This window comes from Methylotenera mobilis JLW8 (assembly GCF_000023705.1).
Classification (GTDB): domain Bacteria; phylum Pseudomonadota; class Gammaproteobacteria; order Burkholderiales; family Methylophilaceae; genus Methylotenera; species Methylotenera mobilis.
Map to the genome: position 1 here is coordinate 2,254,754 of NC_012968.1, position 19,514 is coordinate 2,274,267.

Annotated in this window: 24 protein-coding genes; 3 read left to right on the top strand and 21 right to left on the bottom strand. The window is 47.7% G+C overall.

The genetic code is table 11. From position 1 onward, the window contains the following. Window positions 1–136: 136 nt before the first annotated feature. The 17 genes from queC to MMOL_RS10585 all read right to left on the bottom strand — a co-directional run bounded on the left by queC (window position 137) and on the right by MMOL_RS10585 (window position 13,275). On the bottom strand, window positions 137–817 hold the full coding sequence (gene queC / locus MMOL_RS10505; protein WP_015833012.1) for a 7-cyano-7-deazaguanine synthase QueC: 681 nt from the start codon (window positions 815–817) through the stop codon (window positions 137–139). Next, the gene (queE, locus tag MMOL_RS10510; RefSeq protein WP_015833013.1) at window positions 814–1,452 is read right to left on the bottom strand and encodes a 7-carboxy-7-deazaguanine synthase QueE; all 639 of its coding nucleotides are present in this window, start codon (window positions 1,450–1,452) and stop codon (window positions 814–816) included. Before queE ends, queC begins: the two co-directional genes overlap by 4 nt. Before the next feature lie 122 nt (window positions 1,453–1,574). Continuing rightward, complete coding sequence (locus MMOL_RS10515; RefSeq protein WP_015833014.1) at window positions 1,575–2,384, bottom strand: YbgF trimerization domain-containing protein; 810 nt, start codon at window positions 2,382–2,384, stop codon at window positions 1,575–1,577. 23 nt (window positions 2,385–2,407) lie between these two features. Next, window positions 2,408–2,983 (bottom strand): peptidoglycan-associated lipoprotein Pal, encoded by a 576-nt coding sequence (gene pal, locus MMOL_RS10520; protein WP_015833015.1) that lies wholly within the window; start codon window positions 2,981–2,983, stop codon window positions 2,408–2,410. 42 nt (window positions 2,984–3,025) lie between these two features. Continuing rightward, window positions 3,026–4,327, bottom strand: a complete 1,302-nt coding sequence (tolB, locus tag MMOL_RS10525; protein ID WP_015833016.1) for a Tol-Pal system beta propeller repeat protein TolB — start codon at window positions 4,325–4,327, stop codon at window positions 3,026–3,028. A 106-nt stretch (window positions 4,328–4,433) separates the two neighbouring features. Beyond that, complete coding sequence (locus tag MMOL_RS10530; RefSeq protein ID WP_015833017.1) at window positions 4,434–5,240, bottom strand: energy transducer TonB; 807 nt, start codon at window positions 5,238–5,240, stop codon at window positions 4,434–4,436. Window positions 5,241–5,259: 19 nt separating this feature from the next. Next, entirely contained in the window at window positions 5,260–5,655 is a 396-nt protein-coding gene (locus tag MMOL_RS10535; protein ID WP_015833018.1) for an ExbD/TolR family protein, read from the bottom strand. 54 nt (window positions 5,656–5,709) lie between these two features. After that, on the bottom strand, window positions 5,710–6,384 hold the full coding sequence (gene tolQ / locus MMOL_RS10540; RefSeq protein ID WP_015833019.1) for a protein TolQ: 675 nt from the start codon (window positions 6,382–6,384) through the stop codon (window positions 5,710–5,712). A 135-nt stretch (window positions 6,385–6,519) separates the two neighbouring features. Further along, window positions 6,520–6,924 (bottom strand): tol-pal system-associated acyl-CoA thioesterase, encoded by a 405-nt coding sequence (gene ybgC, locus MMOL_RS10545; protein ID WP_015833020.1) that lies wholly within the window; start codon window positions 6,922–6,924, stop codon window positions 6,520–6,522. After that, complete coding sequence (gene ruvB, locus MMOL_RS10550) at window positions 6,924–7,964, bottom strand: Holliday junction branch migration DNA helicase RuvB (protein ID WP_015833021.1); 1,041 nt, start codon at window positions 7,962–7,964, stop codon at window positions 6,924–6,926. Before ruvB ends, ybgC begins: the two co-directional genes overlap by 1 nt. Then, window positions 7,961–9,016: an AI-2E family transporter gene (locus MMOL_RS10555; protein ID WP_015833022.1), complete on the bottom strand. Its 1,056-nt coding sequence runs from the start codon at window positions 9,014–9,016 to the stop codon at window positions 7,961–7,963. The genes ruvB and MMOL_RS10555 overlap by 4 nt, the downstream gene beginning before the upstream one ends. Before the next feature lie 64 nt (window positions 9,017–9,080). Continuing rightward, window positions 9,081–9,659 carry a Holliday junction branch migration protein RuvA gene (gene ruvA, locus MMOL_RS10560; RefSeq protein WP_015833023.1) on the bottom strand — a complete coding sequence of 193 codons (579 nt, stop codon included), beginning with the start codon at window positions 9,657–9,659 and terminating at the stop codon, window positions 9,081–9,083. Window positions 9,660–9,912: 253 nt separating this feature from the next. Continuing rightward, on the bottom strand, window positions 9,913–10,479 hold the full coding sequence (gene ruvC, locus MMOL_RS10565; RefSeq protein ID WP_041928588.1) for a crossover junction endodeoxyribonuclease RuvC: 567 nt from the start codon (window positions 10,477–10,479) through the stop codon (window positions 9,913–9,915). A 32-nt stretch (window positions 10,480–10,511) separates the two neighbouring features. Beyond that, complete coding sequence (locus MMOL_RS10570; protein WP_015833025.1) at window positions 10,512–11,237, bottom strand: YebC/PmpR family DNA-binding transcriptional regulator; 726 nt, start codon at window positions 11,235–11,237, stop codon at window positions 10,512–10,514. A gap of 147 nt (window positions 11,238–11,384) precedes the next feature. Beyond that, on the bottom strand, window positions 11,385–12,302 hold the full coding sequence (locus MMOL_RS10575) for a DMT family transporter (protein ID WP_015833026.1): 918 nt from the start codon (window positions 12,300–12,302) through the stop codon (window positions 11,385–11,387). 55 nt (window positions 12,303–12,357) lie between these two features. After that, window positions 12,358–12,735, bottom strand: a complete 378-nt coding sequence (locus tag MMOL_RS10580; protein WP_015833027.1) for a YybH family protein — start codon at window positions 12,733–12,735, stop codon at window positions 12,358–12,360. Between the two features lie 33 nt (window positions 12,736–12,768). Further along, complete coding sequence (locus MMOL_RS10585) at window positions 12,769–13,275, bottom strand: MarR family winged helix-turn-helix transcriptional regulator (RefSeq protein WP_015833028.1); 507 nt, start codon at window positions 13,273–13,275, stop codon at window positions 12,769–12,771. 343 nt (window positions 13,276–13,618) lie between these two features. On the opposite strand from MMOL_RS10585, the gene MMOL_RS10590 reads away from it, so the two are divergent. The 3 genes from MMOL_RS10590 to MMOL_RS10600 all read left to right on the top strand — a co-directional run bounded on the left by MMOL_RS10590 (window position 13,619) and on the right by MMOL_RS10600 (window position 16,681). Further along, the gene (locus tag MMOL_RS10590; RefSeq protein WP_015833029.1) at window positions 13,619–14,431 is read left to right on the top strand and encodes a Tim44 domain-containing protein; all 813 of its coding nucleotides are present in this window, start codon (window positions 13,619–13,621) and stop codon (window positions 14,429–14,431) included. A 258-nt stretch (window positions 14,432–14,689) separates the two neighbouring features. Next, on the top strand, window positions 14,690–16,042 hold the full coding sequence (chrA, locus tag MMOL_RS10595; RefSeq protein WP_015833030.1) for a chromate efflux transporter: 1,353 nt from the start codon (window positions 14,690–14,692) through the stop codon (window positions 16,040–16,042). Between the two features lie 207 nt (window positions 16,043–16,249). Then, entirely contained in the window at window positions 16,250–16,681 is a 432-nt protein-coding gene (locus MMOL_RS10600; RefSeq protein ID WP_015833031.1) for a CBS domain-containing protein, read from the top strand. 43 nt (window positions 16,682–16,724) lie between these two features. On the opposite strand, the gene MMOL_RS10605 is transcribed toward MMOL_RS10600, so the two are convergent. From MMOL_RS10605 to MMOL_RS10620, 4 genes are read right to left on the bottom strand one after another with little or no spacing between them, the layout of a single operon-like run. Beyond that, complete coding sequence (locus tag MMOL_RS10605) at window positions 16,725–17,216, bottom strand: cytochrome b/b6 domain-containing protein (RefSeq protein WP_015833032.1); 492 nt, start codon at window positions 17,214–17,216, stop codon at window positions 16,725–16,727. Window positions 17,217–17,274: 58 nt separating this feature from the next. Beyond that, window positions 17,275–18,363, bottom strand: coding sequence for an alpha-hydroxy acid oxidase (locus MMOL_RS10610; RefSeq protein WP_015833033.1), 1,089 nt, complete (start codon window positions 18,361–18,363; stop codon window positions 17,275–17,277). Continuing rightward, window positions 18,363–19,043: a Fe2+-dependent dioxygenase gene (locus MMOL_RS10615; RefSeq protein WP_015833034.1), complete on the bottom strand. Its 681-nt coding sequence runs from the start codon at window positions 19,041–19,043 to the stop codon at window positions 18,363–18,365. The genes MMOL_RS10610 and MMOL_RS10615 overlap by 1 nt, the downstream gene beginning before the upstream one ends. A gap of 49 nt (window positions 19,044–19,092) precedes the next feature. Beyond that, complete coding sequence (locus MMOL_RS10620; protein ID WP_015833035.1) at window positions 19,093–19,356, bottom strand: PepSY domain-containing protein; 264 nt, start codon at window positions 19,354–19,356, stop codon at window positions 19,093–19,095. Window positions 19,357–19,514 lie beyond the last annotated feature (158 nt).

A 19,514-nucleotide genomic window follows, 5' to 3' on the forward strand; every position in this document is an offset into this window, starting at 1 on the left:
TTAAAGCAGAAAGGCGCGGATTTTACGTTATTTCTGCACCACTTGGCAAGCTATTTATCGATATTTCTTATCAACCAATAGTTTGTATCAAAAGGTTTATATAAGAAACAATACGAAAGATGCTTAACCGCCAACTTTATGCATGCATTTTATAACGGGTAGGGTCTGCCAACCCTGCGGCAAAGAAGCCGTCGCGCCGCAAGCGGCACGAGTCACACAAACCACAGGCTTCACCTTCACTATCAGCCTGATAGCATGAAACCGTCATGGCATAATCAACACCAAGCTCTGTACCCAGCGTAACGATTTGCGCCTTGGTCATATCGATCAATGGCGCATGTATCGTAATGGTTTTGCCCTCCACCGCACTTTTGGTGGCAAGGTTAGCCATATCCTGAAACGCCTTAACGTACTCACCGCGGCAATCCGGATAACCAGAATAATCCAAAGCATTCACGCCAATAAATATATCCTGCGCCTGCAACACCTCCGCCCAAGCCAACGCTAGCGACAACATAATCGTATTGCGCGCTGGTACATAAGTAATAGGGATGCCCTCTGTAGCACTAACTGGCACTGCAATTGCATCATCCGTGAGCGCAGAACCACCAAACAGCGACAAATCTAGCTGCGCCGTTTTATGCGCGGCAGCGCCCATGACCTTTGCTACATTTTTAGCAGCCTGTAATTCCGCGATATGGCGCTGATGGTAATCCAAGCTCAGGCAATAACACTCAAACCCTTGACTGCGTGCATAAGCCAGCACGGTCGCAGAATCTAAACCACCGGAAAGTAAAACAACTGCGTTTTTCGTCATTTACCAGGCACCTCGCCCCATAAAATCTTATGCAACTGCAATTGCATGCGCACAGGCAATTTATCCGCCAACACCCAATCTGCCAAATCTGCCGGCGCTAACTGGCTATACACCGGTGAAAACAGTACCGAGCATTTTGCTGTGAGCTGTTCTTTTGCCAGAAAATCCTTTGCCCACTCATAATCTGCGCGGCTGCATAGCACGAACTTTACTTCGTCGGCCTTTTTAAGATGGGCTAAATTACCCCATAGATTGTTCTTCAGCTCTCCAGAATCCGGTGTTTTAACATCGAGTATCACAGATACACGAGGGTCTACGGGAGCAATATCTATCGCGCCACCAGTTTCCAAAGAAACACTATAGCCCTGATCACATAAAGCTTTGAGCAAGACGTGGCAATCTTTTTGCGCAAGCGGCTCACCACCGGTCACGGTGACGTATGGCGTAGCGTACTCGGCCACTTTGGTGATGATGTCTTCAACCTCCATATTACTGCCGCCGCTAAATGCATAGGCGGTATCGCAATACACGCAACGCATTGGGCAGCCGGTAAGGCGCACAAATACCGTAGGCAGCCCGACACGTGAGGACTCACCTTGGAGCGAATAGAAAATTTCGTGGATTTTAAGTTTCATCGAATACTTTGCACACCAACAATAAATAACGCAAAAAAATAGCGCCAATTAACCAATGGCGCTATTTTAACTTAAAAGCTTTATTTACCTAAACATAGGCAAACAAACAACTTTTCCTAGACTTACTTAATCGCCTCTAGTGCTTTTAGGCGCTTCTGCGCAGCAGGCGTTAACTCACTGTTAGGAAACTTGGCAATTAAATCACGTAATGTTTTTTTAGCGCCTGGCACTAAACCCAACTGAATCTGGCTATTGGCCATATTAAACATCGCATCCGGCACCTTAGGGCTATCCGCATAGGTATCAATCAGCTTTTGCTGCGTAGCAATCGACGACTTATAGTTCTTTAACGCAAACTGCGAGTAACCTAAGCCGTACATCGCTTCAGATGCGGAACTACTATTAGGATAATCCTTTAGGAATTTATCGTAGGTGTTAAAAGCATCTTTATGCTTAGACTCTTTTGACAAGCCATTGGCTAATTCCAACAACTGGTATTCTTGTGTGTTTTTTTCAGCCACCGCTGCCACAGGTGCTGCAGCCGCAGCTGGTGCAGACTCCAGTTTACGCAAGCGTTCGTCGCTATCTGTGTATAAATCCTTTTGACGCTGCAGTGCAGTTTCAACTTTATGGTTGGCGATTTCTAAATCACCCTTCAACCTGGCGTTCTCTTGCTTTAATGCATCGATTTGCGATTGCATATCAGCAAAGCCATTTTTGGTAATAGCTTCTAACGTTGTCAGCCTGGAATCATGCGACTGCTTTAAGTCTTTCAGTGCTGACTGCGTTGCCTGATTCTGGCTTTGCGCAGTTTTCTCAACCTCTAATATTTTCTTGCGCGCCTCATCGTCATCAAATAATGCCGAGTGACCGCTTATGGAAAATAATTGCGTTGTTAAAAACAGGCTAGACAGAATCAGGTTTTTCATCATTTTTTAAAGTAATACCTAAAAAATTAATCGTTTTCGTAAACTACTTCAACACGACGGTTTTGTTGATGGCAAGCTTCATCTGCGCAATTTGCTGATGCTTTTTCTTCGCCCAAGCTTACTGTTTCGATTTGTTTATCTTGCACGCCCAGCAAGTTAAATGATTTTTTAACTGAAACTGCACGACGTTGACCCAATGAAACGTTGTACTCACGTGTACCGCGCTCATCCGTGTTACCTTGCAATACTACTTTAGCGTTGCTGTTAGCAAGCAAGTATTTAGCGTGTGCTTCCACGATTGGGCGGTATTCCGCTTTTACTGAGTCGCTATCAAAGTCAAAGTAGATGTTTCTTTTTGACAAGATATTGTTTGGATCTTTTAGTGGGTTGTTGCCATTGTTAGCATTGCTATCAATCACCACTTCTTTCACGCCTGAAGTATCTGCCGCACTGTTTGCAGATGATTGTGTAGACGCGCCTGCTGGGCTTTTATCTTGCACAGCTGCTGGTTTGTCTGTCATTGGTGTGCTTTTACAAGCAGATAACATTGCTGCCAATACTAATGCACCCAATACTTTTTTATTAAACATTCCCTTATTCATTACACTCTCCTTTAGTAAAAACAAATCTATCTATACATACCACTAATTCAGTAACGGGCCCCACGCCGGCTCGCGGATATCTCCGCCAGACTCACTCAAGCGCTGTTTCACGCGACCATCTGCAGACACAGCAGCAAGTGCACCACGACCCGCTGACCTAGTGGCATATAGCACCACACGGCCATTAGGCGCAAAGCTAGGCGACTCATCCTGATTACCTTCGCTGAGAATCTGCACTTGTCCGGTTGCTAGATTTTGCAATGCAACACGGTACCTTCCACCATCATTGCGGATCATTGCCAGCGACTTACCATCCGGTGAAAAACGCGGGCTTAAGTTGTAAGTGCCATCAAACGTCACGCGCTGTGCGTCGCCACCGAGAGAAGACACTTTGTAAATTTGCGGGCTGCCGCCGCGGTCTGAGCTGAAATACACCCATTTCGCATCTGGCGACCAAACCGGTTCGGTATCAATAGCGCTACTTTTGCTCAGCTGCTTAAGGCCACTGCCATCGGCATTAATCAAGTAAAGCTGTGAGTTGGCGGCATGCGTTAATACAATAGCCAGTTTACTGCCATCTGGTGCCCAGGCCGGCGCACTGTTATTACCTTTAAAGCTGGCCAATGTGATGCGCTGACCTGTCATTAGTGACTGCACAAAAATGATTGGTTTTTTCTTCTCAAATGAAACATAAGCGATTTTAGTACCATCCGGTGACCATGCCGGAGAGATAATCGGCTCGTTAGACGAAACCACGGTTTGCGGATTAACACCATCAGCATCCGCTACTTGTAGCGCATAACGCCCTTTGGATTTATTAATGTAGGCAATACGACTGGCAAAGATTGCTGACTCACCGGTCAGCTTCTGGTAAATCACGTCCGCGATTTTATGCGCTGTCATCCGTAATTGGCTAGGCGTAATGTTGTAGTCCATATCCGCCAACTGGGTTTGCTTCAGCACATCACCCAACTGGAAACTAACCTTAAGGCGATTGCCAGGCAGCGCTTCGACTTTACCAACGGCAATGGCTTGCGCCTGCAAACTTGCCCAATCACTGTACTTTACTTGTGCGATAGTGCTAGGCTTACTCGCCACGCCTGCGGTTTCCAACACGCGAAACATGCCACTACGGCGCAAGTCTGCGCTAATAATGTTGGCAATATTTTCTTGGTTTTTAACTGCATCCTGATTAAACGGCACAATGGCGATTGGCAATTGCTGCGCATTACCGCCGCTAATTTCAATCTCTAAAGCAGCATGACTTACTGAGGTCATCATTGCGGATACGGTGAGTGTGCAAGCAAGCAGCACCCTCTGAAATAAACTAGGCATTTTTTTCATATATCGTTATGGTCAGCAAGGTCTTAAAAAAGTTCATGAAATTTTACTGTAATCTGCAATAGATGCCAGCGCATTTACACTTGCTTACATTTTACTTGCCCCATATTTAGTCCTTGCTGGGGTGGAAAGTCAGCTTCAATGTCCGGAACTGCGGGAATAAAGTTTTATCTTCAGGCAGCGGTAACGGCTCAGACGCACGAATCGCCCGCTCCACCGCATCGTCACATCCAGCGATACCGCTAGATTTGGTTAACTTAGGCGCCGCACCCAGCTCACCGGTAGGCAGCAAAGTAATTTCAAACCTCACCTCCGGGTTACCGTCGCCGCATGATGATTTAATCACGTTGTTACGGATTTTCGCCTGTATCTTGGCTTTAAATTCATCCACCACACCTGCTTTAGCCGCACTAGCCTTAGGCTCAGCTGAGGTACCAGTGTCACCCAAGCTCTCCTGCTGCAGCTTTTTCAGTGCATCGTTGACCGGTGGTTTTTTAGGCTTTTCTGCGGGCTCTTGCAGCAACTGCTTTTGTAGCTCGGCTAGCTGGTCAGTTTTTTTGACCGGCTTAGCTGGCTCTTTGGGCGGCTCTTTAATTGCTACCTTTTTTAGCGGCTCTTTTTTTTCAGGCTTTTTTTGTGCCTCGTGTTTAATCGCGATTTCCGGCTCGGGCTTAGGTTCTGGCTTCGGTTCGAGTTTGGGCTCAGGCTTAGGAATTTCCTTTACCACAGGCGTAGTAACAACAGGCGCGCTGGCTGCCGGCAAACTATCCCACAACTCAACCTCAGCAACGCTGACAGGATGCGTAGTTTTCCAGTTAAATGAAATCAACAAGGCACCCAGCAAAATAGCGTGCACGCTGATAGAGAGCACCCCTGCCTTGAATGAGTCTGGATTTTCGCGCTGACGTAACATCATGAAAAATTAGCCTACTATCTTAAACAGGCTTAAGCAGCAAACCAACTTTGTCGACCTTGTTGGTTTTAAGTAGATCCATCACGCCAATCACGTCTTCGTATTTAACGTTCTTATCCGCCGCAATGACCACAGAGCGCTCAGGTGATTTGCTTAGCGTGGCCCGCACCGCCACCAGCAGCTCATCGCGCTGCATGGCTTGGCTATCCAACTCTATGCTGCCGTTTTTCTTTACCGTCACCACCACCGGTGGCAATTTAGGTTGATTCAACGCCTGCCCAGCGCCCGGTAGCTCAACGATGCCAGGGTTGGTCATGGGTGCGGTGACCATAAAAATCACCAATAACACCAAGGTCACGTCGATATAAGGCACGACGTTGATTTGATTCATCATGCGGCGTTTACGTGTTCTGCTCATCACGCAACTCCTGTTGAAATCGGTTTAATAGTAAACATCAAAGACATCGCCATATTAAGATTTGCGCTGCAAAATGTTAGTAAACTCTTCCATAAAGCTTTCATAGCGCACAGAAAGTCTGTCAACAGAGCTGGCAAATCGGTTATAGGCAATCACCGCTGGAATCGCTGCAAACAAGCCAATCGCGGTTGCCACTAGCGCTTCTGCAATGCCAGGAGCCACTTGGGTAAGGGTGGCTTGTCCAACACTGGATAAGCCTCTAAATGCATTCATAATGCCCCATACCGTACCGAATAAACCGATATACGGGCTGACAGAGCCTACGGATGCTAGAAACGGCAAATGTGCATCCAACTCGTCCATCTCACGGTTGTAAGCAGCACGCATAGCACGACGCGCACCTTCCATCACGTCGGACACGTCCATACGTGTTTGTTGCTTATGGCGTGCATACTCTTTGAATCCTGCTTCAAAAATGCTCGCCATGCCCTGCGGTTTACGGCGATGAGCAGTGATGCTGTCATATAGCTTATTGAGGTCGCCACCGCTCCAGAATGTGTCTTCAAAATCTTCTGCGTCACGCTCCGCACGTTTAACGGTAGCCACTTTGATAAAAATATACCACCAAGAAAATAGAGAGGTGATGATCAGAATAAGCATCACCAGCTGCACTGGCAAACTTGCACCTGCCACTAGGCTGAAAAAAGACATATCACTACTAGCGTTCATAACTTCTCCACTGTTTATCTACTGCTCTTTTGGTCTAATATACTGTTAAGCAATGTGCTTGCATCAGCGCTGCTTAACCGCAGATGCCAAGATTTTAATCTATTAACCACGCCAATCCGCACGCTGTTAACAACGTTAATTAAGCATTGCTTGTTTTATTTGTGCTGGAATCCCTACAGGCTTGAAGGTTGCGGCATTTACAAAAGCCGCTTTCACATGTGCGTTAACCAGTTGCTCACCATTACGCGTAATGGTTTGCGCTAACTCTATACTGCCGTGGCCGATTTTAACGATATCGCAATGAATTTCAAGCATGTCATTAAAATATGCAGGCTTCTTAAAGCCGATAGACAAGCTGTGCACCACGATAATCACGCCATGACTGTCCTTTACTTCCGTTTGCTCAAAACCCAAAGCGCGCAACCACTCAGTGCGTGCACGCTCCATAAAGTTCAAATAATTAGAGTGATACACCACGCCACCCGCATCTGTGTCTTCATAATACACGCGTACCGGCCACGTAAATTTAGCTAAAACCATTACTGCTCCTGCCATGATGCGCCGTTGGCAATCGCGCCCGGCACCGGCAAGCCAAAGTGCTGGTATGACTGGCTGGTGGCCACCCTGCCGCGTGGGGTGCGCATCAAGAAGCCTTGCTGAATCAAATACGGCTCCAGCACGTCCTCTATCGTATCGCGCTCTTCACCTATCGCAGCAGCCAGGTTATCCAAGCCTACTGGCCCGCCACCAAACTTCTCCAACACCGCAAGCAGCAGCTTTCTGTCCATCACATCAAAACCTAGCTTGTCCACATCTAACATTCTTAGCGCAGCATCGGCAATATTGGCATTTACCTTACCATCTGCTTTCACCTGCGCGTAGTCACGTACCCGGCGCAGCAAGCGGTTAGCAATACGGGGTGTACCGCGGGAACGTCTGGCAATCTCCAGTGCGCCACTATCTACCATCTCCACATCAAGTAAACCGGCCGAGCGTTGTACAATACGGCCCAACTCTTCTGAGGTATAGAACTCCAATCTGGACACGATACCAAAACGATCGCGCAAAGGATTAGTTAGCATGCCGGCGCGAGTCGTTGCGCCCACTAGGGTAAATGGCGGCAAATCCAGACGCACACTACGTGCGGCTGGCCCTTCGCCGATCATGATGTCCAGACGGTAATCCTCCATCGCCGGGTATAGAATCTCTTCCACCACGGGGGACAACCTGTGTATTTCATCAATAAACAGCACATCATTGGGCTCTAGGTTGGTCAGCAGCGCCGCCAAATCACCCGCGCGCTCCAGCACAGGCCCTGAGGTCTGGCGCATATTAACGCCCATTTCCTTGGCAATGATATGTGCCAACGTGGTTTTACCCAAGCCAGGTGGGCCAAACAGCAGCACATGGTCTAACGCTTCGCTGCGGCCACGGGCAGCATTAATAAATATCTCCAGCTGCGCTCGGGCTTTTTCCTGACCGATATACTCATCCAGCACTTTAGGGCGCAGTGCGCGCTCCAGCGCATCCTCTTGCGGGCTCACAACGTCCGGGGCGATTAAACGGTCAGTTTCTATCATACAACTTCATCTGCTCTCTTATTTTGCAAAGTTACCCAATGTGACACGAGTGTTAAACCAACGGCTAGTAGCGTTGGCCCTAAAAAAATGCCGATAAAACCAAACGCCAAAATGCCACCTAACACCCCTAATACCACCAACAATAGCGGCAAGTGTGATGAGTGGCTAATCAAGATGGGCTTAACAATATTATCCACCATGCTAATCACCAGCAACCCATAGACCAACAGGAAAATCGCCCAGCCTTGGTCACCATGATTAAATAACCACAATGAAGCGCCACCCCACACCAAAGGCGGGCCGACAGGAATCACCGATAAGAAAAAAGTAGCTAGCGCCAGCAATAGCGGCGCAGGAGCGCCCGCCAGCCAAAATCCAAACAGCCCGACACTGGCTTGCGCTAACGCAGTGCCGAACACGCCTAGCATCACACCTTTCACCGTATTACATGACAACACCAGCATCTCCTGCCCTAGCTCGCCACCCAGTCGTCGTACCATGCTCGTGACTGCAGCCACGAGCTTGGTGCCATCCCGATAAAAGAAAAATGCCACAAACACCACGAGCACCAATTGCACAAACCCGCCCATGACCATCTGTACTACCTTCAATAGAAATACGCGTATCGGCTCTGCATACTGATTAAGCAGGTGCATCAACTCCTCATGGCTCGCCATCACACGCTGCCAAGACTCAGCTAATGACTCACCGATAATGGGCAGGTTTTTTAGCCATGTGGGCGCTACCGGCTGCATGCTTTGCAACACAGCCTGCGCCTCATCCAACATGAGCGTAGCAGAGTCTGCTAGATTTGCCGCCAAATAGGCCATAGGCATAATCATCGCAAACAGCAAAAGCAGCGTCATCATGGCCGCGGCCAGCATATCGCGCTTGCCAAACAACAGCCAAACGCGCTGGTATAACGGCCAGGTAAACACACAAATAATGGCCGCAAACAGCATGGCCGCCATGAATGGATACAACACAAAAACGCAGCCTACTATCAGTAGCGATATCGAAGCGATGCGTGCGATTTGGTTGGTGTTAATCATATTGAGTACTCAAGTGATGGGTGAGATATCTATTAAAGCAACCACCCTTACATCATACTGCATCCTACTTTGAAAGTAATTTTAATGCTTGTTTAATGCCGTCAGTGACACTGATTTCTTTATCCAGCAACTTAACCGCAGCCACTGCCTCACGCTCGTTGTAACCCAGTGCCAGCAAGGCATTAAGCACATCACTAGTGGCAGATTTGGTTTGCGGTTCATTCATTGCCGCCACACCATCAATCGTAAACTTATCTTTGAGTTCCAACAGTAAACGTTCCGCCGTTTTTTTACCAACACCAGGCACACGCGTCAGCATGCTGGGCTCTTGCAGGGCAACGGCCTGCACCAAATCATCGATAGATAAGCCGCTTAAAATAGACAAGGCTGATTTAGCACCAATACCATTTACTTTTAGCAACTGGCGAAAAGTTGCACGCTCTTGGCTGGTACCAAAACCATACAGCAACTGTGCGTCCTCGCGTACTACAAAGTGTGTGAGCATCACGACTTTATCGCCAATCGCCGGCAGATTGTAAAACGTGCTCATCGGCACCTCACACTCGTAACCTACCCCATTACAATCAATCAAGATCAATGGAGGTGTTTTTTCTAACAAGGTACCGCTTAATCGACCAATCATCAGAGATTCCATTACAAAATAATAACGAACAATAACGCATGGCTGCGTATCCCAGCAAGCCTAGATTACAGACTGTAGATGCAGAATACGGTGAGCATTTTAAAACCAAAGGCACAGACTAATCGCAACGTACAAAAACAAGGAGAGATGACATAAGAAAACTAACAGGCAATTATTGCCTAGGCAAAATTACTAAGTTAGGTAATTTAATAGACTGCGTAATTAATCCACAGGATAATTAGCCAGACAGCAATCAACCAACTAGACGCCCGCCGCGTACACGGAAACCGGCAGTCGCCATCAAACCTAAGCCCTGCCCGCCATGCGCATGACAAATCGCACAAGCAAGCGCATCCGCAGAGTCTGGCTTGGGTGCAGCGGGTAATTTAAGCAGACGCTTTACCATCTCCTGCACCTGTTCTTTTTGTGCATGACCATTACCAACCACCGCCTGTTTGACTTGCAACGCGGTATATTCGGCAACGCTTAAATTGCGGATGACGGCAGCGCTAATGGCCGCACCACGCGCTTGCCCTAACAGTAGGGTGGATTGCGGATTAACGTTTACAAATACTTTCTCAATCGCCACTTGATGCGGCTGGTAGGTATCAATCACCTCAAACAAGCCATCCAAGATGACTTTCAGGCGCGCCGGCAACTCTTCACGCTCGGGGTCACCCTCTACCTTGCTTTTTTTGGCACTCGCGGTTTTGATGGTGCCACTGGAGACGTAGGTGATTTTCTCACCTATTTTTTCAATCACACCGAAACCGGTGAGGCGCAAGCCCGGGTCTATACCGAGTATCCGGATAGCACTCAAAGCATACCCCAAGCTGCTTGCACCATGCAGATCTACTCTTCAATCACCGCAGAGGTGTAAACATCCTGCACATCATCTAGGTCTTCCAATGCGTCCAGAATTTTTTGCATTTTGATTGCATCGTCGCCAGTGAACACAACCTCAGCATCAGGCTTCATGGTTACTTCGCCCATCACCGCTTTGAGACCTGCCGCTTCTAGCGCTTCCTTCACCGCTATAAAGTCAGCTGGTGGCGTAATCACTTCAATACTGCCGTCATCGTTGGTCACCACGTCTTCCGCACCCGCTTCAAGCGCAACTTCCATCACTTTATCTTCTGAGGTACCAGGCTCATACACCAAGCTACCACAGTGCTTAAACATAAACGCAACGGAACCATCCGTACCCAAGTTACCGCCGTGCTTGCTTAAGGCATGACGCACGTCCATTACTGCGCGCTGCTTATTGTCGGTTAAACAATCAATAATGATCGCAGCACCGTTGATGCCATAGCCTTCGTAACGAATTTCCTCGTAGCTCACACCCTCCAACTCACCCGTACCTTTTTTGATGGCACGTGTGATGTTGTCTGATGGCATGTTTTCTTCTTTTGCCAAGGCAACGGCCGCACGTAGGCGTGGGTTCATATTGGGGTCACCGCCACCAAGACGGGCTGACACCGTGATTTCTTTGATGATTTTAGTAAAAATCTTACCGCGTTTTGCGTCTTGACGACCTTTGCGGTGTTGAATATTTGCCCACTTACTATGACCTGCCATGTTTAGATCCTAAATTCCAACTAAATAAGGCGGATTTTATCACATGCGTTTACCCAAATTACAGGCTTTTAAATGGTGAGGCTTGAGGGAAATGACTGGTGTCAATCGCATCTAGGCACTAAACCTAGATGCGATGAACTGATGCCGCTACTCTTGCCCGATTGCCGGGTCAACAGGGGCATGCTTTTTAATGCTAACGAAAGAAATAATCACTAACGATAATGCGATTAACACCATGCCAATCAACTCCATACGATTAGGCACTTCGTTTAACTGTATCCATGCTGCTAGGACGCCAATCACCGGTGCCAACATAGATGCCATACTGGCGACGCCTGCAGGTAAAATCTGTAAAGCATACAGCCAAAGTAGCCAAGCCAGCGCGCCGCTCAAAAACACATTAAACAATACAGAGCCGATAAAGTAACCCGTCCATTGAATCGGCGGTGCCGGCACAATAAATGCAATTGCCAGCATAGGAACAGAGCCTAGCAACATCGGCCAGGCCGTCAAGTTTAATAAATCCAGATGCGGGCTGCGCTGATGCAACTTTTTAGAAATAATGGCGGACAGCGCCCAGGATACGCCGGAAATAATGGCCAAAAACATGCTAAAACCATCGGCTCTGATATGTAGCGGATCAAAGATCAGCAACATACCGAACACAGCAGAGATGACAGCCAACCACTGCCAGCCTTGCACTTTTTCACCCAGCATTGGCCACGCAAACAACATTACCCAAAATGGCATGGTGTAAGTAAGCACAGCGGTTTTACCTGCTCCACCTTCCACTAAAGCCCAAATCAGTAAACCGGTAAAACCTACTGTTTGCAGCAAGCCTAATACCAGCATAGTGGGGAACTCTTTTAGCCCCAAAGGGCGCTTGGTGGCATAGATAACGACGAACAGCACAACCGCCCCAAAGAACACACGCATTGCGGCAAATTGGAACGGGCCTGCATATTGCAATGCGCTCTTCATCACCACCCAGTTGTAGCCCCAAATAATGGTGAGTACGATTAGCGCAACAAATGCGCTAATGATTTTTTTTGTACTATTTTCCATCTATTTTCTATGCCTTAATTAATTTGCTCGCGCATCATAGACCCGCTCAAACCGCTTAGTTCCAAATATGCGTCACTGCTTTCCAAACACCATCTGCTTGTTTGCGATAAACCAAATGCACGTTGCCACCAAACGTTTGTTTCTCGCCTTCTGCATTTAACATTGCACCAGCCCAGTTACCGCGCTGATATGCCAAGTTGCCATCTTCTACTGCATCTAACAATCTAAGTTGATGCTCAATCACCCCTGCCTCAATCAGACCAGCAAAAAACGCTTGGATTGCAGCTGCACCTATCACCGGCTCACCTGCCGGCGCTGGCATCACCACAGCATTTTCAGCATAGAGCACGCCTATCGCAGCCGCATTTTTAGTATTGAACGCATGGTCAAAACTTTGGTTAATTGCATTAATTTGTTGTTGAATACTGCTCATGTGATCTCCTAATTTCATGAAAATAAGTTACTTCTATTTGGTTAATTCCGGAATACCTAAATTAATTAAATCGAGCATCTGGTGCATCTGCTCACGCTGCGCTTCACCAAGCCCTTGCATGCACAGCCTTAATCTATGATAGTAATCCGGCATCACCACATCTAGCTTAGCCTGCCCAGCAGTAGTCAAGTGTATCGACACGCTACGCCTGTCATTTTTGCTATACACACGCTCTACCAAACCGCTTTGTTCCAACCCGTCGATAAGCCCAGTCATGGTGGCACGGCTAACACCGGCTTTATCTGCCAGCACCGATGGCGTTGAAGTTTGCGTCTCTTCCCGCATCAGCAAAATGAGCACCCACCAGCGCCCCTGCAGCAAACCATGCTTACTCAAGCAGGCATCTAAGGCGATGGATAAGTCAGTTGCCACGCGCAGCAAATGTAAAAAGCTCGACACTGCCGTGATATCCGCATCGGGATATCGTTCGGCAAACTTTTGGAGCACCCCAGTTGTAGGTAAGTCTTTTAGCTCTAGCATAATTAGGAACATTATAGTTAGCTGGCTAACTATGTCAAGAAAATACTTCAGTCTTAATAATCTGTTATCCATTTGCAGCTACCTTTCAACCGTATTATTTATGCTGAGAAGAAGGAATAGCAGCTCATCTACAAGCCCAAACGCATGTATCAGAGAGCATGGTAGGAAAAAAGGTGCCTAGATACGCTACTCAGGCATGGGTAACATAAAATTAAATTGATAAATAAGTTTTTCATTTAAACTAACGCAGCTAAAAACTGACAAAATCCACTGTAAAATGCACGTAGAGTAAGTTATTTGTTGGCAGTAGTTTTCTATTTTTATCGGTTGAATAAGGAACGTAATGAAACGCTTTTTGATGTTATTAATGGTTGCAATTACTTGTGTAAGTTTTATGTCTTCAATAGCAGAAGCAAAACGTTTTGGCGGCGGCAGCAGCTTTGGCAAAAGCAGACCAGCACCGGCCAAGCAGTCACAAAAAGCACCAGAATCTACACCTAACAAACCAGCACAATCTGGCGCAAGCAAATGGCTAGGCCCATTAGCAGGGCTGGCAGTTGGCGCAGCTCTCGCCAGCATGTTTACCGGATCAGGCATCGGTGATGCCATGGGCTCAATCTTGATAGCGCTAGCCGTTGCCGCCGCCGTGATGTTCCTAATCTCAAGATTCAGGAAACCGCAGCAGCCGAATATGCAATATGCAGGTGCTGGCAACGCATACCAAACACCAAGCACTGAGCCAGTGTTAAGCAGTGGTAACGCAACAAGAAGCAGCCAACCAATTCCAAATGATTTTCCGGTAGATAGCTTTTTGAGAAATGCAAAGGCGTCCTTTATTCGCCTGCAAGCAGCTAATGACAGAAAAGACATCAACGATGTGCGCGAATATACAACGCCGGAAGTATTTGCAGAAATCTCTATGCAAATGCAAGAGCGCGGTAGCAGCGTGCAAACCACAGAAGTGGTTGCGATCAACGCAGAACTGCTAGAAGTGGCAAATGAAGATGCCTACACGATTGCCAGCGTGCGCTTTACGGGTCAACTGCGTGAAAACAATGGTGCACTGGAAAGCATAGACGAGGTATGGCACATACAAAAAGATACGACCAATACCCAAGAAAAATGGTTACTGGCAGGAATTCAGCAACTGAATTAAGCATGGCATGAATTTAATTGCCAATTGAAAAATCAGCATGCAGCAGCAATGGTAACGACTTAGCTAGCTGCTGCTGATTAACCTGGTGCTGATTAGCTAGGTACGCAGACTAAGCACCTTGCGATTGCTCCGCAAAGCTATTACTATCCAGTCCGGTTAGTATCCAATCTATGGGGAATTAGCAGCCTCCCCGTTTCAAGACACTCACGTCCAAGGCCTGCTCAAAATCTTATGGCATAATGCCTTAGAGGAGAAGCTATGGACGCTCATAACAATAACAATCTAAACTCAGCCCCTAACCCAATACCGTTTGTAGAAGCGGTTTTTTACTGGCTCAAGCTTGGCTTTATCAGCTTTGGCGGTCCCGCCGGGCAAATCGCCATCATGCACAACGACTTAGTTGAAAAGAAGCGCTGGATTTCAGAAAAGCGCTTTTTACATGCACTGAACTATTGCATGCTACTGCCAGGCCCAGAAGCGCAGCAACTGGCTACCTACATCGGCTGGCTCATGCACCGCACTTGGGGCGGTATCGTGGCTGGCACCTTATTTTTTCTGCCCTCGTTCTTTATTCTGGTCGGCCTAGCCTATATTTATATGGCCTATGGCGCGGTGCCTGCGGTTGCTGGGGTGCTGTATGGCATTAAACCAGCGGTAGTTGCCATTGTTATGTTTGCCGCGTATAGAATCGGCCTACGCACCCTCAAAAACAAGGTCATGTGGGGCATTGCTGCTGCAGCCTTCTTGGCAATCTTTGCGCTTAAACTACCCTTCCCTGTCATCGTACTGACGGCAGGCCTGATAGGTTATATCGGCGGCAACTATTACCCCAAGTATTTTAAATTAGGCGGTGGTCACGGCGCTGCACAGAAAAGTTTTGGCGCAGCCATTATTGATGATGACACACCAACCCCGGCGCATGCATTATTTAGCTGGCGTAGACTACGGCAAGTGGCCATCGGCGGCATCACACTATGGTTGCTTGCCATGGCTATACTCATGGCCAATTATGGCTGGCAAGGCGCCTTTACGCAGATGGGCTGGTTTTTCACCAAAGCCGCGTTGCTGACTTTTGGCGGCGCTTATGCCGTGCTGCCTTATGTTTACCAAGGGGCGGTGGAACACTACCAATGGCTGAACCCTACACAAATGATAGACGCATTAGCGCTGGGGGAAACCACGCCTGGCCCGCTGATTATGGTGGTGACTTTTGTCGGCTTTGTCGGCGGCTGGGTGACGCAGACATTTGGCGCTGACGCACTTTTCGCCTCGGCCTTTGTTGCCGCAACAGTGGTCACTTTCTTTACGTTCCTGCCTAGTTTTGTATTTATCTTACTAGGTGGCCCCTTCATCGAAACCACGCATGGCAATCTTAAATTTACGGCGCCGTTAAGCGCGATTACAGCAGCGGTGGTCGGCGTGATCGTGAACTTAGCGCTGTTCTTTGCCTACCATGTATTTTCGCCACAAGGACTAACGGGCGCAATAGACTGGCTCTCAGTTGCACTGACCGCTTTAGCTAGTGTTGCGATATTCAAGTACAAAGCCAATGTTATTTTAGTAATCTTAGCTGGGGGTATACTAGGCATGGCCTGGCAACTACTTGCGTAACCGCCTCAAACAACGCCAGCTAAAACTAATATAGCTGGCTATATACACCAATAATTCAAGCCGTACCTTATGTGATGGCAACACCAATCGAGTTTAGCCTCTAATACCCTTGGTAAAAGTAATTATTGGTGTATATTTACTATTTATACAGTATTTTTTGCACGACACTTTTTGGACGTATTTTTACGCATCACAAGGGAGAGCAGCATGAAAACACTACAACAATTACTAGATGGTAAAAAGTATAAAGAGGTCATTTCCATCGCCCCACACCGCCCGGTATTTGACGCACTAGTCGTTTTGGCTGAATACAAAATTGGCGCATTAATCGTACTAGAAGGGCAAAGCTTAGTTGGTATTTTTTCTGAACGCGATTACGCGCGTGAGGTGATACTTAAAGGCCGTTCATCCAAAACCACATCAATTCACGAAGTAATGACCAGCAAGGTGTTGACTGCCACCCCCAGCGACTCGGTAGAGTACGCATTGTCACTCATGACAGAGCATCGCATCAGACACTTACCTGTAGTGGTGGACGGAAAGGTAGTAGGCGTACTCTCGATCGGCGATTTAGTGAAAGAAACCATCGCCTATCAGCAAGAGCTGATTAAGCAGCTACAAAGCTACATTAAGAACTAAGATGCCAATAGTGGAGCTAAAGATAACCTCGGCATCACCGTGATTATTTACCGCGAATCATGGCGCTGATTAAGTTCTTGCCCTGCCATTTAGACAATAACGTCACCGCCAGCAGATGCAGCACAACCATGCCTTGTAAACAGTAGGACAAGGCTTCGTGCAAATCGACCGGCCAGTCCTCACCCCACAATTCATCGGTGCGACTTAGCCAGCCTGTAAGCGCTAGCAATAAAATCAAGGTCCACATCACGTAAACCGCGTACTGCCCTAAAGGGTTGTGTCCAACGTAATCGTGCGTCTCTCGCTTTAACAGCGATTGAAGATGTGACTTAATCGCCTTCACCCCAGGCAAATGCAGCGTTGAAGCTTCTATACGCGCAAAGCAGAAGCCATTGACTAAACGTAACAGCACCAATGCAGCGCAGACGTAGCCTATGAAGCGATGCGCATAGCCAGATTCATTAAAGAAATTAACAATCACCCCTGCTGCCACTAGCCAATGGGTTAGCCGCACGATTAATGTCCACTTCATCATATTAGGGAGCTACCAAGCTGTAATAATAGGCACAACAATACTGAAAACAATTGCATCTTTATCTTCCTAGCGCGCTGTCACTTAAACTACTTAGTTTAATATCAGCCAGAGTAGCGGCACCAGAAAGCGCCATGGTCATTTCGAGCTCGTCTCGCATCAAACGTATTACATGAGCAACACCTAGTGCACCCGCAACAGAAAGCCCCCAAATGTAAGGCCGGCCTATCATCACAGCATCTGCACCTAATGCCAGCGCTTTAAATGCATCTTGCCCGCGGCGAATGCCACTGTCAAAAAGCAGGCAAGCTTTGCCGGCAACCATATTGGCAATTTCAGGCAGCACAGCAAGGCTGGTAGGTACGCCATCCAACACACGTCCACCATGGTTGGACACCACAAGCCCATCGCACCCCAGACGCAAGGTATTTGCAACATCATCAGTATGCAATAAACCCTTCACTAACAGTGGCACTTTGATTTGATCTCGCAACCAAGCGACATCATCCCAACTCGGCGCCTGTGTCATCCAGCCATCAAACACCAAGCTTTGGTTGGCCTGTACCGGCGGCTGAGATAACGGAGACTCCAGATTCACCGCGCGTACATCGTCAGGCAATGCCATCACTGCTTGCTTTACCGGCGCATCTACAGTAAACATCACTGCGTTGTAACCTGCGGATAACGCACGATTGAGCAAACGCAAAGTACGTGGCCTATCACCCTGCCAGTACAACTGAAACCATAAGGGCTGACCTGCCGCCTCGATAATTTCCTCCAGTGATTGGCTGGCTAAGCTGCTGACGACCATTTGCCCGGTTTGTGCATTGGCAGCCATGGCAGCCACACTCTCACCGTGATCGTGAAACAAGCGCTGGTAAGCGATTGGCGCTAGCAATAGAGGATGCTCAAAGTTTTGGCCGAATAAATTAATACGCGTGTGGCCGCATCTCACGTCTGTCAACGGCCTAGACATCAATTGCACCCCATCAAACGCATCTAAATTGGCTTTTAAGCTGATACCTTTACCTGAGCCCCCTTCAAGATAATGTAAAACTTCTGGGCTTAATCTTGGCTGAGCATGTGCAAGATAATCTTCTGCAGTTTGAATGCCGGGCGGAATCGCTGTCAACTTGCTGAGTAAAGCCATTACTCAGCCCATAGCCGCAAAAGATTATGGTAAACACCGGTTAGATGCACAACGGCCTCAGACTCCCCCACCGTTTGGCGTAGCTGTGCGAGCGAGATATCCATATCGTACAGCAGGCGACGTTTTTCAGCGTCACGCACCATGCTCTGAATAAACATAAAACAAGCTACGCGCGCACCTTTGGTTACAGGCGTTACCTGATGCACAGACGAAGATGGATACACCACCATGCTCCCGGCTTTGAACTTGAAGGCGTGGCGACCGAAGGTATCCTCTATCATCAGTTCACCGCCTTCATATTCGTCCGGTTCGGATAAAAACAAAGTGGCTGACACATCCGCGCGCACGTAGCCGCTGCCATCCGGCATCATGCGCATGGCGTTATCAACATGGAAGCCATAGTGATTGGTATCGCCAATATAGCGGTTAAAAAATGGTGGCAGGATTCTAGAAGGTAGCGCCGTAGAGAAAAACAGCGGATTGCGGCTAAGCGCCATGTGCACCAACTGCCTAAGGGCGCGGATTTCAGGCGCATTCTCCGGCAGCTGCTGATTATTCTTTACAATTGCAGCCTGCGTCCCCGCAGTGACTCGGCCATCGACCCAGCTTGCCTTAGCGAGCAAACGGCGGGCCTCTGCCAACTCTTCAGCGGTTAACACATCAGGCACATGCTGCAACATATGATTTCCTTAAATTGCTGTAGTTAATTACTACGGTTAATTACTGTAGTTAATCCCTAAGACCTTCGGCCTTAATGATAGCCAATGTTTTTGTATCGAAATAGATTTCTACTTTTTTGCCGTCTTTATTACGGCCGTACATCTCATAGCAGTTACCATCAACTTTAAACTTCTTGATAGTATAACCTTCATCCGTTAATGCTTTTTTCAGGGTATCTTCTGATGCCCACTCTTCTTTTGGATGCACAGGGCAATCTGCTGACGCATGTGCGTAAATAGGGAGTAAAGCTAATAGTGCGAATAATATGCGCATATTCATTTCCTTTATCAGTTCTTTATCGATTTAAGTTCAGCCCACAGTTGAGCAAGGTTGTAATAATTGCAGTGATTTAGGTCACAGCTATGCTATCGACTACTTGTAGGCTAAATTAATTCAGTAATTGGACGCATAAAAGAAAACCATGCGACCTT